Here is a 13,264-nt window from a genome sequence, read left to right as displayed (position 1 = left end):
ATCACATGGACCAGCATCCCACTGACGGCGCTGCGGCGCTGGATGCCGCACGTTTCCTGTGGCCCGAGCTCTTCGGCGAGGAGTCGATCCGCAAGATACGCGTCGAGTGCGCACGCATGGATCGTCCCCTTACGCTGCAGCTCCAGCTCGACCGCTCGTCCGAGGCGCTCCTGCTGCGCACCATGGCGCATGCCCTTGTGACGATCTCGCAGGGACGGCTCTTGACCATCGAGGAGCAGGTCACCGGACTCGGCATCGACGGCCACCACGTGGTGGACCTGTCCAGCAACCTTCCCTACGCCACTCCCCTGGTACGCGTGCTGAACGTCGACGGGAACGGCGTCCTGGGTCCGGCCGGCCTGGCCTTCCATGGCGTGCCTGCCGGCCGGCAGTTCCACCCCTTCGTCATGGGCCTGTTCAACGCGGCCGGGCCCGGCCAGCCCCTGTCCGAGGAGGAGACGAAACGCATCGAAGCCATCCACGACCCGGTGGACCTGATGCTGCTCGTCTCGCTTGACGGCGACGAATGCGCGCGGGCGGCCCATGCCGCACAGCGGCTGGCCGCCGCCAACACGAACGTGCGGGCCGAACTGTACGACGCGACGATCTACCCGCATATCGCCGGGGAATACGGCGTGGATGCCACGCCCGGCATCGTGGCCAACCGCCATGGCGCCCGCCAGGTGGTACGCGACGTACGCAACGTGACGGACCTGCTCGACGTACTTGACCATATGTGAGCCGGATGGCCCCATGTTGCCTCCCAGACGGTACACTGGACCGCGAAGGACCACACCCCACCGTCTGGAAAGGCAGTCATGGCAGTACCACCAACCATCACCGACGTCGTCTTCGATTTCTGCGGTGTCCTCGTCGACTGGCAGTGTCGTGCCGCACTGGACGGCCACTATCCCAAGGAACTGGTCGATGCGATCGTGGCGCCCGACGACCCTTACGGGTTCTTCGACTACGAGGACCGCATGGATGGCGGCATGCTCCTCGCTGACATCCTGCCCATGGTCCAGGCAGACCACGGGCAGGACATCGCGGATGTCTTCGCCTACTACATCGCGCATTATGGCGATGCCCTCCCCAGCATGGTGCCCGGCATGGAAACGCTCCTGACCGACCTGCGGGCGGCAGGCATCAGGACCTGGGGACTGACCAACTGGTCGTCCGAGACCTTCCACTTCGCCTTCGAACGCTTCCCCGTCCTGCAGGGACTGCTCGAGGACACCGTGGTCTCCGGCGTCGAACGCCTGCACAAGCCGGATGCCGCCATCTACGAACTCGCACAGGCACGCTTCGGACTCGACCCCGGCCATACCCTCTTCCTGGACGACACCGCCAGGAACGTCGAAGGCGCCCGGACGGTCGGGTGGCATGCCCTCCGGTTCCATGACGCGGCACAGGTCCGCGCCGACCTGGAGGACCTGCACGTATTGGAAGGAAACGAGGAACGCCCATGACCACCTTGCTGCAGCTCAAGTACATCGTCAAGATCGTGGAATGCGGCTCCATGAACGAGGCATCCCACGCACTCTACATCTCCCAGCCGGCCCTGAGCTCCTCCGTCAAGGACCTCGAGAACGAACTGGGCATCGAGATCTTCAAACGCTCCTCCCAGGGCATCTCCCTGACCGTGGACGGTGCCGAGTTCCTCACCTACGCACGCCAGGTACTGGACCAGGCCGCCCTGCTCGAGGAACGGTACAAGAACGCCAAGCCGCGCAAGCAGCTCTGCTCGGTCTCCACCCAGCATTACATGTTCGCAGTGGAATCCTTCGTGAAGATGATCGAGTCCATCAAGTCCGACGAATACGAGTTCACCATCCGGGAGACCCGCACCCGTGACATCATCGACCAGGTAGCCACCATGCGTTCCGACATCGGCATCCTCTACCTCTCCGATTTCAACAAGCAGGTCATCGGCAAGCTGCTGCGGGAGAAGCACCTGGAGTTCCATCCATTGTTCCGGGCACCCCTGCATGTCTTCATCTCCCGGGGCAACCCCCTCGCCATGAAGAAGACCGTCACCATGGACGACCTCAAGCCGTTCCCCTTCATCCAGTACGAGCAGGGCGAGGAAGGCAGCTTCTACTTTGCGGAGGAGGCCGTGTGGCCCGAATACTCACCCAAGCAGATCAACGTCACCGACCGTGCCACCATCCTCAATTTCATCATCGGCCTCAACGGATATACGGTGTGCACCGGCATCGACAACGGCGACCTCAACAACGAGAAGATCGTGACGGTGCCCTTGGAATGCGAGGAGACCATGCTGGTGGGATGGATCAACCACGAACGGGCCAAGCTGAGCAAACCGGCCCTCACCTACCTCGAGAAGCTCCGGGAAGTCCTGTCCGAACACGGATACGACATCATCGAGGACTGAGGTTTCGACTACGCCGATGCCCCTGCGAGGAATCCCCTTGCAGGGGCATCGGCATGTCCGACGGAAGTGGCACTCTGTGCTCTGTGCTGGTAAATTACATCAGTGTTGTTTTCGATGGCAGTGGTGGAGTGGAAAGAATACTTACTTAGAGTAAGTACCTTACTTATCGTAAGACAAAGTTATGATACTTCTATGGCTCGTTATGACATTTTCGAGAAGACCTGCCCTCTGCGCTTCCCCCTTTCCGTCATCGGAAGCAAGTGGGGCTCACTCATCCTGCTGGCGCTTGAATCCGGGGACCTGAGGTTCAGCGAACTATGCCGCGCCATCGGTGGCATCAGCGAACGCATGGCGTCACAGAACCTCAAGTATCTCGAGAAATACGGATTGGTGCGCCGTCATGTCATCGGGAACACCGCTCCCCCACAGGTGCGATACTCCCTCACGCCACTCGGCCACGACTTCGTGGTGCCGCTGACGAGGATGGTCAACCTGGCGGATGCGAATGCCACGCAGATGCTGTGGTCCGACCGTCAGTAGCCGAAGTGGCCGTCGTGTGACGAGGCGGTCGCTTCCTCGTCCAGGGTGACCTGCCCGTACCGTTCCGGTGTGCTCAGGAAATCCACGATGAGGGACCACTGCCGTCGCGAGATGCCGATGCGACTGTCGGGACGGACCATGAGCATCGGAACCCGCAGTCCCATCCCCTGCAGCAGGTCACGGCGCTGCGGCGTGCACTCCTCGTCATCGACCCAGATGATGGGCAACGGCCGTTGCTGCAACTGTTCATGGCGTGCCCGCGACTGGATGGCGGCGAACTTGCCGTCCCGCAGGTGTGCCAAGGTCACCGGATCATACCAGCGGACCGTCTCGACCGGGACATGGTCCCACCCCAATGCCTGTTCGAGCCTGCCGGTGAAGGGCTGCCAGGTGCTGAGCCATGCCAGTTCCACCAAGCCGGCGGTGGCCAGCTCCGCCATGGCAGCCACGAGTTCCCCTGACCATTGCACCAGATAGGCGTGCCCTTCAGCGACGCATATCGTCTTGGCCATGTCAAGACCGAACGCGGTGTCGTCATGGGCCGTGATCGGTCTTGACATGGTGCCGAAGGCGTTGATCACCCCGTCGAAATCGGTATAGAGCACTGCCTGCGGCACGTCTTCCTTCTTTCCGGTCAGCTGGTACGGAACATGGCGGTGTGCGTCCCGACACATGTGTCGGGACGCACACCGCCATTCGTTCATGCGCCGTACTGGTCCAGGTATTCCTCGGCTGCGCGGGCGATGGCGTCGTCGACGACCATGCCATCGCCCGCCGGATCGGCCAGTTGCCGTCCGGCGTCGAAGATCTGGCGGACGTTGGCAATGGCAAGTACGGGGAAGCCGAACTCCTCCTGCACCGCCTGGACTGCCGAGACGTCCGCGTCCTTGGTCTTCTCCATGCGGTCGACCGACAGCACCAGGCCGACGATGTTCACGTCGGCCTGCGCCTTGAGCTTGGGAACGACCTCACGGACGGCCGTGCCGGCGGTCATCACGTCGTCCACCAGCAGGACGTTGGCGCCGTCCTCCAACGGCTTGCCCACCATGAGACCGCCGTCGCCATGGTCCTTGCGTTCCTTGCGGTCGAAGGTGTAGCCGCAGGTGACGCCATAGTTGAGCTGCATGGCGATTGCGGTGGTGACCGCCAGGGGGATGCCCTTATAGGCGGGGCCGAAGATGGTGTCGATGCGTACCGGCAGCCGCTCGTTGTCAATCTCCGTCTGGATCTTCTCCGCGTAGAAGGCACCCAACGTGGCGATCCTGCGTCCGTCGTCGAAGGCGCCGGCGTTGATGAAATACGGCGACTTGCGGCCCGACTTCAGGGTGAACTCACCGAATTTCAGGGCCCCTGATTCCAGCAGGAACCTGGTGAAACGGTGATCGAGGGTCTCGAACATGGTCATGGTGCTCCTTCCTCTCTCAGCGCCAGGTGTCGCCCTTGGCGAGTTTGTCGGCCAGTTCCGGGCGGGCGTCGAGCAACAGCTCCAGTTCATGCGCGACGCGCAGCGGTGCAGTCGGTTCCACCAGCGCGGCGCCGCCCACCTCGACGGCGTTGGCGCCGGCATACAGGTACTCAAGTGCCTTCTCCCCCGAGTCGATGCCGCCGATGCCGATGATCGGGATGTCCGGCAACGCCTGACGGACCTTCCACACACAGGCCAGACCGACAGGGAAGACCGCCGGTCCGGAGACGCCGCCGGTGACATTGGAGATGATGGGCTCGCCCGTCCTGATGTCGATGCGCATGCCCACCAGCGTGTTGATCATGCTCAGGCAGTCGGCGCCGGATTCGACGGCCGCGCGGGCGATGCCGGCGATGTCAGTGACGTTCGGCGTGAGCTTGACGACCATGGGCTTGTCGGTGATCTTGCGCAGGCGCTCGATGAGATGCGACAGGGCCACCGGATCGGTGCCCACCGACATGCCGCCATGGCTCACGTTCGGGCAGCTCACGTTGATTTCCAGCATGTCCGCAGGCGAATCCGCAAGTTTCTCCACCACCTGAGCGTAGTCGTCATCGCAATGGCCGGCGACGTTCGTCACGACCGTGGCACCCAAGGCCTTGAGCTTGGGCAATTCGTCGACCAAATAGGTATCCACGCCGGGATTCTGCAGGCCGACGGCATTGACGGTGCCTGCCGGGCTTTCCGCGGTGCGCGGTGCGGGATTGCCTTCCCACGGCACCGTGGAGACGCCCTTGGTGCTCACCGCGCCCAGCTGGGCGACATCGTAGAAATTGCCGACGGCAGCGAGCTGGAAGGTTCCCGAGGCCGTGCCGACGGGGTTCTTCCATCGCACGCCGGCGACCATGGTGCCGTGGCGCCATGCGTGCGGTGCGTAGATATCCATGGATGCTTGCTCGTTCATTGTCTCCACTCCCCTCATTCGGTCCAGCCGAGTTGTTCGGGCGTGAACACCGGGCCGTCCACGCAGACCTTCTGCCGTCCGTCGACCGTGTCCACCACGCACACCACGCACGTGCCGTAGCCGCAGCCCATGCGTTCCTCGAGGCTGAACTGGCAGGCGATGTCCCGGTTGGCCGCCCAGGAGGACACTGCCTTGAGCATCTGCAGCGGTCCGCACGACAGGATGGTCACGGGCCGCTGCCCGGTCCTGAGTTCGTGCTCGATGCGTTCGAGCAGCGTGATCACGTTGCCTTCCGACTCGTCGATGGCCAGGGCCCGATCTGCGAAGGGTGCCACGAACTCGTCGGCGAAATGCTCGTTGCGGTATCCGAACACCGTGGTCACCGTGGCGTCCTCGCGTGCGGACAGGACCTGTGCCGCACGCAGGAGCGGCGGGATGCCCAGGCCGCCGCCGACCAGCACGTAATGCGCATCGGCACCGACGTCATAGGACTTGCCCAAGGGGCCCAGCACGTCGATCCGGTCGCCGGCCTGCATGCGGCTGAATTCGTCGGTGCCGTAGCCCACGACGGCGAAGATCACGGCCACTTCGTCGCCGTGCACATCGGCGACGCCGAAGGGACGCGGCGACATGTGCAACGGGTTGTGCGAGTAGAGGTTCACGAACTGTGCCGGCTTGGCATGCTCCGCGATGAAGGCATCACGGAAGGTCAAGCGGAACACGCCCTGGGCGAGCTGGCGCACGCCGGTGACTTCGACGGTGCGTCGCGGCGGATAGTAGCCGGCGGCCGTGGCCTGTGCCGTGGTGGGTATGAATGATGCGGTGGTCACTGATGCTTCCTCTCCTGCTGTTGATGTGATGACCAGGTCCGTGTTGTTAGGGGATGGCGACGCGCAGCTGGTCGCGCATGTCGAGGGCCGCTTCGCGTGCGCACTGCGCGACCAGCTCCAGGGCTTCGGACGCCTCCATGGAGTCGTCCCATCGTTCCGACCGGAGCCAGGCGCCGATGATGCCGCGCGAGGAGTTGACGATGGCGCCGGAGCCGTTGCGGTCGAACATGCCGGCGACCGACTGCGCGGTGCCGCCTTGCGCGCCGTATCCGGGCACCAGGAAGAAGGTGTGGGGCATGGCCCCACGCAGTGCCCTGCCCTCGTCCGGGTGGGTGGCGCCCACGACGGCGCCCACCCGGGAGTAGCCGAATCGTCCGATGGAATCGGCACCCCACTCTTCTACCAGGGCCGCGACGTGCTCATATACGCGCCGTCCGTCCGCAAGCTCCAGTTCTTGGAGCTGGACGCTGGAGGGGTTGGAGGTGCGCACCAGGGCGAACAGGTCCTTGTCGGCGGCCTTGGCGGCATCCGTGAACGGGACGATGCCGTCCGAACCCAGGTAGGGGTTGACGGTGACGGCATCCTCATGCCATGCGTCGAACGGCTCCTCCCCTCCCGCGACGCCTGCCAGGTGGGCGGCGTAGGCGGCGGCCGTCGATCCGATGTCGCCGCGCTTGATGTCCCCCAGGACGTACAGTCCCTGCTGCTGCGCATATTCGCAGGTCATGGTGTAGACGTCGACGCCGGCCGGTCCGAGCGCCTCGTACATGGCGATCTGCGGCTTGACGGCGGGGACGATGTCGGCGACGGCGTCGATGATCGCGCAGTTGAAGGCGAAGTACGCCACGGACAGCTGGGTGGCCCGCAGTTCCCGGGGGTCCTCCACCTGGTCGGCGACTTCCTCGGCGAAGGAATCGACTACTTGGGGCGGCACCAGCGCCGGCGTGGGGTCCAGGCCCACGACGCTTGGGTTCTGTGCTGCCTCGATGGCTTCAATGAGACGGTCCATGCTTGCCTGTGCTCCTTACCAACGTGCGGACATGAGACGGGATCCGACGATGGTGGCCATCGGCATGCCGGTGACCTGCCATCCGCCGAACGGGGTGTTGCGTGCCTTGGAACGGAATGCCTCCGGGTCGACGGTCCAGGAACGGCGGGTATCCAGCACCACGAGGTCCACCAGGTCCGCCCCGGGCACGGACCGCAGGTCGAGGACGCGCTTGGCGCCCTGGGCGGGCGCGTGGTCCAGCAAACCGGCGATGTCGGTCGCCTTGTGGCCCATGAGCCGTGCGGGGGCGACCGACATGAGCTCGATGAGCCTGGCGTCGTCGATGGCGCCGGAGTCGACCAATGCCTTGTGGCAGACGGCGTAGGCGCATTCCAGCCCGATGATGCCGTTGGGGGCGTCGAGGAATCCTGCGGCCTTTTCGGCGAGGGTGTGTGGCGCGTGGTCCGTGGCGATGAGGTCCACGGTCCCGTCCGCGACGGCGGCGATGGTGGCTTCGCGGTCCGCGGCGGAACGCAGCGGCGGGTTCATCTTCGCGAGGGTGCCATACCGCAGCAGGTCCTCGTCGCACAACGCCACGTAATGCGGTGCGGTCTCGCAGGTGATGGGCAGCCCCTCCTGCTTGGCCTTCCTGATGGCGTCGAAGGAGATGGCCGTGCTCACGTGCTGGAAGTGGATGTGCACGCCGGTTTCGCGGGCCAGTTCGATGTCCCGCGCCACGATCCGCAGCTCGGTGTCCTCGGGGATGCCGGGCACGCCGAGTCGTTCGGCAACGGGGCCTGCGTTGACCGCACCGGTGTCGTGGTGTTCGCAATGTTCGATGAGGTAGAGTCCGGTCCGCTCGCAGTTGGACAGCACCTGCCGCAGCACCGCTTCGGGGACGGCGGATCCGTCGTCGCTCATGGCGGTGACCGGGTGGGCGATCTGTGCGGCGTCCTTCCCGTCCCCATGATAGGGCAGGTACCACGCCCAGTCCTCCGGGTCGCTGGCTTCGAGACCGGCCCGTCCCTTGGTGGCCGCCACGCACAGTTCGTACCGCACCGGCAGGGTCACCCGGTGGACCTGTTCGTAATGCTGCAGATAGTCGATGACCGTGTCGTACCCTGCATCCAGCACCTCGCCGGCGCCGAGTTCGCCGCGTCGGACGGTCTCGCCGTCCATGGCGGGCACGGTGTTGGGCATGATCAGGACATTCGTGTAGCCGCCGGCCGCCGCCGCGGCACAGCCGGTGACCATGTCCTCCTTGTCGGTCTGCCCCGGGTCACGGAAGTGGACGTGCGGGTCCTCGAGGCCCGGCGCCAAGGTGAGGTCGTCGGCTGCGATGTCCCGGTCGGGGCCCTCGTCGGGGACCACCAGGTCGATGGTCTCCCCCGTGTCCCATACGGTGATGTCGTGGAGGGTCAATGCCATCAGAACTGGGCCTCCTCATCGCAGTAGTCGCAGCGGTACTCCTCGCGTTCGGTGTGCATGAGGTGGAACATCTGGTCGATGCCTCGCTCCGTGGTGGTCACGCAGCGCGGGTTGGCGCAGGTGATGATGTTGACGACGTGTTCAGGCAGGACCGGCCTGAGCTTGTCGACGATCCGTCCGCCACACACGATGCCGACGGTGGCGGTGCGTGCCACCAGGCCGAGCACGTCGAGGTCGATGTCGTCGCTGCCGATGTCCTCGATCTTGATGATGTCCTTGCGTCCGTAGCGTTCGCTGGATGCGTTCATGATCAATGCCAGGCGGGCGCTGGACGGGTCCACGTCGAGGTAGTCGAGGACCTTGAGGGCGCTGCCGGCGGGGACGTGGTCGATGATGATGCCGTTGATGATGCTGGTGACTTCCATGGGTTCAGACCTCCAACGTCCGTGTCTCGAGCGGTTCGTACCCGGGCAGGTCGTCGCCCAGGACCGAGCTTTCCAATGCCATGCGCATGAGCATGCCGTTCCTGACCTGTTCGAAGTAGGCGGCACGCGGGTCGGAGTCGACCTCAGTGGCGATCTCGTTGACGCGCGGCAGGGGGTGTAGGACCGCCATGTCGTCCTTGGCCAGGGAGAGTTTCGTCTCGTCGAGGATGTAGGTGTCGCGCAGGCGCAGGTAGTCGTCCTCGTTGAAGAAGCGTTCCTTCTGCACGCGCGTCATGTACAGCACGTCGAGGTCGCCGATGACCTCGCTGAGGTCGCTGACCTCGACATACGAGCAGGATGGCGTCTGCCTGATGCGGTCGAGGACGTACTGGGGCGTCTTCAGTTCGTTCGGGGAGATGAGCACGAAGCGTACGTTGCCGAAGCGGCACAGTGTCTCGATGAGCGAATGGACGGTGCGTCCGAAGGTGAGGTCTCCGCATAGGCCGACGGTGAGGTCGGTGATGCGGCCGAACCGCGACTGGATCGTGGCGAGGTCGGCGAGGGTCTGCGTGGGATGCATGTGACCGCCGTCGCCGGCGTTGATGACGGGCACCGACGCGGCACGCGACGCGACCAGTGCCGCACCCTCCTTGGGGTGGCGGATGGCGACGACGTCGACGTAGTTGGAGACCGTCTTGAGGGTGTCGCTGATCGATTCGCCCTTGGTGACGGAGGCGAGCTGGGCGCCGGCGAAGCCGATGACCTGGCCGCCGAGCCTGAGCATGGCCGTCTCGAAGCTCAGGCGGGTGCGGGTGCTGGGTTCGTAGAACAGCGTCGCCAGGACGCGACCTTCGCAGGTGTGGGCCACCTGGCGGCGGTGGGCGTCGATGTAGCGGGCCTTGTGGAGCAGGTCCTGGATCTGGGGAACGGACAGGCTGTCCAGGGTGATGACGCTCATCCCGACCATGGAGCGGTCCACGGGAGGCTGTGCATGCATATTCAACGGTGCACCTTTCGTTGGATGTCAAAGGTGGCCATGCGTGTGTGACCTAATCAACGATAACAGCTGCCGGCAACGTGGCAAGCCACGTGCCCGCTATGCGAAGCGTCGGCATCCGTCAGGGGCGTTCCTGCTCGTTGCCGTAGAACAGCCGTTCGGTGACGTCCCTGGCGCGGCGCATCACGGCGAGGATGTCGTTCTCGAAACGCTGGCCGCGGTTGGCGTCGTACCCGAGGTAGACCGCGATGCCGCCGAGCGAGTACACGTCGGTGGGCAGGATGTCGGCCTGGTTGGCCCGGCCACTCCACAGGTAGTTGCCGTTGCGCGCATCGGTGCACATCTGCCATGCCTCGCGCAGGATCGCGGCGTCCTCCCCGTCGATGAGCCCATGGGAGGCCAACGCATCCAGTGCGGCCATGGTCGAGTTGACGCGCAGTTCGGGAATGTCGTGGGCGTACTGGAGCTGCAGGAGCTGCACGGTCCACTCTACGTCGGATAGGCCGCCCTTGCCGAGTTTGAGGTGCCGGTCGCGGCGTACGCCGCGTGGAAGCCGCTCGGCTTCCATGCGTGCCTTGAGACGACGTATCTGCCCCAGTTCCTCCGGCGTGAGCGGCCGGTCCGGGTAGCGCATGGGGTCGGCGATGTTGTCCAGGAAGTCCCATGCCAGTTGCGCGTCCCCCGCGGCATGGCGTGCACGCAGCAGCGCCTGGCGTTCCCACGTGCTGGACCAGCTGCGGTAATACTCCTCGCAGGAGGCGTAGGAGCGGACCATGGGGCCGTTCTTGCCTTCGGGTCGCAGGTCCATGTCGAGTTCGATCTTCGGTTCCAGCGTGACGGGGCCTTGCATGAGGGACCTGAGCTTTTCCTGCACCTTGCGTGCGAACTGGTTCGCCGTGGCTTCGTCGGCGCCGGCAGCCGGCCGGTAGACGATGATGATGTCCGCGTCGGAGCTGAAGTTGACTTCGCGGCCGCCGTAGCGGCCCATGGCGATGATGGTGATGGCGGCGGGCGCCTGCTCGATGCCTGATTCCGTGAGCTGCGCGTCGATGGACCAGCGCAGGGCGGCGTCCAGGATGGCATCGTAGACGTCGGTCATGCCGGTGAGCATGCAGCGGTCGTCGTCCACGCCGCTCATCCATCCCAGGCCGATGCGCTCGATCTCGTGGCGGCGGATGGCCCGCAATGCCGTGGCGCATTCGCGCATGCCCTCGGAGTACCGGCCGGTCACGGCGGCGCACTGCGTGTCGAGCGCCTCGCGCGTGCGGGGCGTCAGGAGGTCGTCGTGACCCAGCCAGGTGATCGATTCGAGGGACTTGTTCAGCGAATCGCCCAGGAAGCGCGAATTGGACAGGACGTGGCACAGGCGCCGGGCCGCGTTGGGTGAGTCCCTCAGGAAGCCGAGGTATTCGTGTTCCTGTCCGAAATGCTCCTCGAGGGTGCGCCAGTACAGCAGTCCCATGTCCGGGTTCTGGCCCTCCCCCAGCCAGCGCAGGACGGCCGGCAGGAGGATGCGGTTGATCTTGGCGGCTCGTGTCACGCCGTCGGTCAGGGCGCGTACATGCCTCAGTGCGGCTTCTGGATCGGCGAAGCCGATGGCCTCGTAGCGTGCCATGGTCGCCTCCGGGGACAGTATGACGCTTTCGTCGGGCTGTGTGGCGCTGATGGGCAGCATGGGCCGGTAGTAGATGTCGTTGTGCAGGTGGCGTACCTGGCGCCGGGTCTCGTCGTAGCGTTCCACCAGCTCCTCGGGCCGCATGGACACGGCGCGGGCGAGCCGGCGCAGTTCCTCGTTGCGGTTGAGTTCGTCCACGCTCACGTTGCGTTTCTTCTCGAGGCCGCCGTCGCTGCCGGGCCCCAGGTCGGGGAACAGGTGGGTGCGCTTGAGCTGCCACATCTGCTGGCGGTGTTCCAGGACGCGTTCGAACCGGTAGTCCCAGCTGAGTTCCTTGGCCTGCCGGCGGGACACGTAGCCGCCTTCGGAGAGTGCCTGCAGCGCGTCCAGCGTGGATCGCACGCGCAGCGACGCATCGGTGCGGCCGTGCACCAGCTGGAGCATCTGCACGGTGAATTCGACGTCGCGCAGTCCCCCGCGACCCAGCTTGATCTCGCGGTCGCGCAGTGCCGGGGCGATCAGCCGTTCCACCCGTTCGCGCATGTTCTGGCAGTCGTTGACGAAGTTCTCCCGTTTGGCGGCCTGCCATACGAAGGAGGATGCCATCTGCATGTACGAGTCGCCGAGCGCGGCATCGCCGGCGACGGCACGGGCCTTGAGCAGCGCCTGGAACTCCCAGTTCTCCGACCACTGCCCGTAGTAGGCACGGTGGGCTTCCAGGCGGCGCACGAGCGGACCGTCCTTGCCTTCGGGCCGCAGCGCGGTGTCGATGGACCACAGTGCCGGCTCCGTGGTGCCGGCGATGACCGACTGGCAGACCTTCTGCAGGACGGTGGCCATCTTCGTGCCTATGCGGGTGAGCCGTTCGTCGCCGATGGACGGCTCGGACTGACCGCCGACGGTGTCCATGGTGGGTTCAACCACGTAGATGAGGTCCACGTCGGACACGTAGTTGAGTTCCTGGGCCCCCAGCTTGCCCATGCCGATGACTGCGAAACGGACCTTGCCGCTTTCCGGCACCTCCCGGCGTGCGATGGCCAGGGCGCCTTCCAGCGCGGCGTCGGCGATGTCGGACAGGGCGCGGCTGATGGCGGGCTGCACGGCGATCGGGTCGACGGCGGTGACGTCTGCCGCCATGATGGCCGCCAGCTGGTTGCGGTAGGTGCGCCGCAACGCGTTCGTACCGGTCGCCAGGTCCCGGGTCGCGACAGGTCTTCCCTCGTCCTCCGTCACGCCGATGGCATCCAGCATGGCGCGGATCCGCTCCTGCCTGGTGGGCTGCAACGCCTGCCCGGGATCGCCGGTGGCCGCCTCGATCAGGGACGGCCGGGTGCGCATGAGCATGCCCATGGCGTTGGAGGCGCCCAGCGTGGCCAGGAGGCGCCCCGTGCGGTCCCCGTCCGTCAGGTAGTCGCGCAGCGGATGGCCGTACTGGGTGTATTGGCTGCGGATGTCCACGAAGCGGGACAGGGCGGCGTCCGGGTCCGCCACCTGCGCCAGCTGCTCCAGCATCCCGCGCAGCTGGCCGTCCGTGACGCCGTCATCGGACAGGCCCTGCAGCAGTTGTCTGGAACGGCTGATCTCCTGCATGCCGGCATGGATGATCTCGCGCGTGGTGATGGAAGTCGTGCCTTGTTGGTCCATACGCGACTACAGTACCGTGTTTTCCTGACGCCG

The 13,264-nt window shown here is 65.3% G+C and carries 13 protein-coding genes; 4 read left to right on the top strand and 9 right to left on the bottom strand.

Features of this window, described 5'->3' with window-relative positions; all coding sequences use genetic code 11:
- Window positions 1-5: 5 nt before the first annotated feature.
- The 4 genes from BCUN_RS02390 to BCUN_RS02375 all read left to right on the top strand — a co-directional run bounded on the left by BCUN_RS02390 (window position 6) and on the right by BCUN_RS02375 (window position 2,935).
- Window positions 6-740, top strand: a complete 735-nt coding sequence (locus tag BCUN_RS02390) for a hypothetical protein (RefSeq protein ID WP_051920524.1) — start codon at window positions 6-8, stop codon at window positions 738-740.
- Window positions 741-818: 78 nt separating this feature from the next.
- Complete coding sequence (locus BCUN_RS02385; protein WP_033517085.1) at window positions 819-1,469, top strand: HAD family hydrolase; 651 nt, start codon at window positions 819-821, stop codon at window positions 1,467-1,469.
- Complete coding sequence (locus BCUN_RS02380) at window positions 1,466-2,395, top strand: LysR family transcriptional regulator (RefSeq protein ID WP_033517087.1); 930 nt, start codon at window positions 1,466-1,468, stop codon at window positions 2,393-2,395. Before BCUN_RS02385 ends, BCUN_RS02380 begins: the two co-directional genes overlap by 4 nt.
- Window positions 2,396-2,587: 192 nt before the next feature.
- Entirely contained in the window at window positions 2,588-2,935 is a 348-nt protein-coding gene (locus tag BCUN_RS02375; RefSeq protein WP_033517089.1) for a winged helix-turn-helix transcriptional regulator, read from the top strand.
- On the opposite strand, the gene BCUN_RS02370 is transcribed toward BCUN_RS02375, so the two are convergent.
- The 9 genes from BCUN_RS02370 to BCUN_RS02330 all read right to left on the bottom strand — a co-directional run bounded on the left by BCUN_RS02370 (window position 2,929) and on the right by BCUN_RS02330 (window position 13,231).
- A complete protein-coding gene (locus tag BCUN_RS02370; RefSeq protein ID WP_051920522.1) occupies window positions 2,929-3,552 on the bottom strand; it encodes a hypothetical protein in 624 nt (207 codons plus the stop codon). The two genes, BCUN_RS02375 and BCUN_RS02370, sit on opposite strands and share 7 nt — an antisense overlap.
- An 83-nt stretch (window positions 3,553-3,635) precedes the next feature.
- Complete coding sequence (gene pyrE / locus BCUN_RS02365) at window positions 3,636-4,334, bottom strand: orotate phosphoribosyltransferase (protein ID WP_033517580.1); 699 nt, start codon at window positions 4,332-4,334, stop codon at window positions 3,636-3,638.
- 22 nt (window positions 4,335-4,356) lie between these two features.
- A complete protein-coding gene (locus BCUN_RS02360) occupies window positions 4,357-5,322 on the bottom strand; it encodes a dihydroorotate dehydrogenase (protein ID WP_033517578.1) in 966 nt (321 codons plus the stop codon).
- Window positions 5,319-6,134 carry an iron-sulfur cluster-binding protein gene (locus tag BCUN_RS02355; protein ID WP_033517576.1) on the bottom strand — a complete coding sequence of 272 codons (816 nt, stop codon included), beginning with the start codon at window positions 6,132-6,134 and terminating at the stop codon, window positions 5,319-5,321. Before BCUN_RS02355 ends, BCUN_RS02360 begins: the two co-directional genes overlap by 4 nt.
- Before the next feature lie 46 nt (window positions 6,135-6,180).
- Window positions 6,181-7,143 (bottom strand): orotidine-5'-phosphate decarboxylase, encoded by a 963-nt coding sequence (gene pyrF / locus BCUN_RS02350; protein ID WP_033517575.1) that lies wholly within the window; start codon window positions 7,141-7,143, stop codon window positions 6,181-6,183.
- 15 nt (window positions 7,144-7,158) lie between these two features.
- Entirely contained in the window at window positions 7,159-8,550 is a 1,392-nt protein-coding gene (locus BCUN_RS02345) for a dihydroorotase (protein WP_033517574.1), read from the bottom strand.
- Window positions 8,550-8,975: an aspartate carbamoyltransferase regulatory subunit gene (locus tag BCUN_RS02340; RefSeq protein WP_033517573.1), complete on the bottom strand. Its 426-nt coding sequence runs from the start codon at window positions 8,973-8,975 to the stop codon at window positions 8,550-8,552. Before BCUN_RS02340 ends, BCUN_RS02345 begins: the two co-directional genes overlap by 1 nt.
- Window positions 8,976-8,979: 4 nt before the next feature.
- Complete coding sequence (gene pyrB / locus BCUN_RS02335) at window positions 8,980-9,942, bottom strand: aspartate carbamoyltransferase (RefSeq protein WP_051920657.1); 963 nt, start codon at window positions 9,940-9,942, stop codon at window positions 8,980-8,982.
- A gap of 151 nt (window positions 9,943-10,093) precedes the next feature.
- The gene (locus BCUN_RS02330) at window positions 10,094-13,231 is read right to left on the bottom strand and encodes a bifunctional [glutamine synthetase] adenylyltransferase/[glutamine synthetase]-adenylyl-L-tyrosine phosphorylase (protein WP_033517569.1); all 3,138 of its coding nucleotides are present in this window, start codon (window positions 13,229-13,231) and stop codon (window positions 10,094-10,096) included.
- Window positions 13,232-13,264 lie beyond the last annotated feature (33 nt).

Source organism: Bifidobacterium cuniculi, assembly GCF_000741575.1.
Lineage (GTDB): Bacteria > Actinomycetota > Actinomycetes > Actinomycetales > Bifidobacteriaceae > Bifidobacterium > Bifidobacterium cuniculi.
Note: the sequence above shows the minus strand (reverse complement) of the source record. Positions and strands in the feature narration are given on the sequence as shown.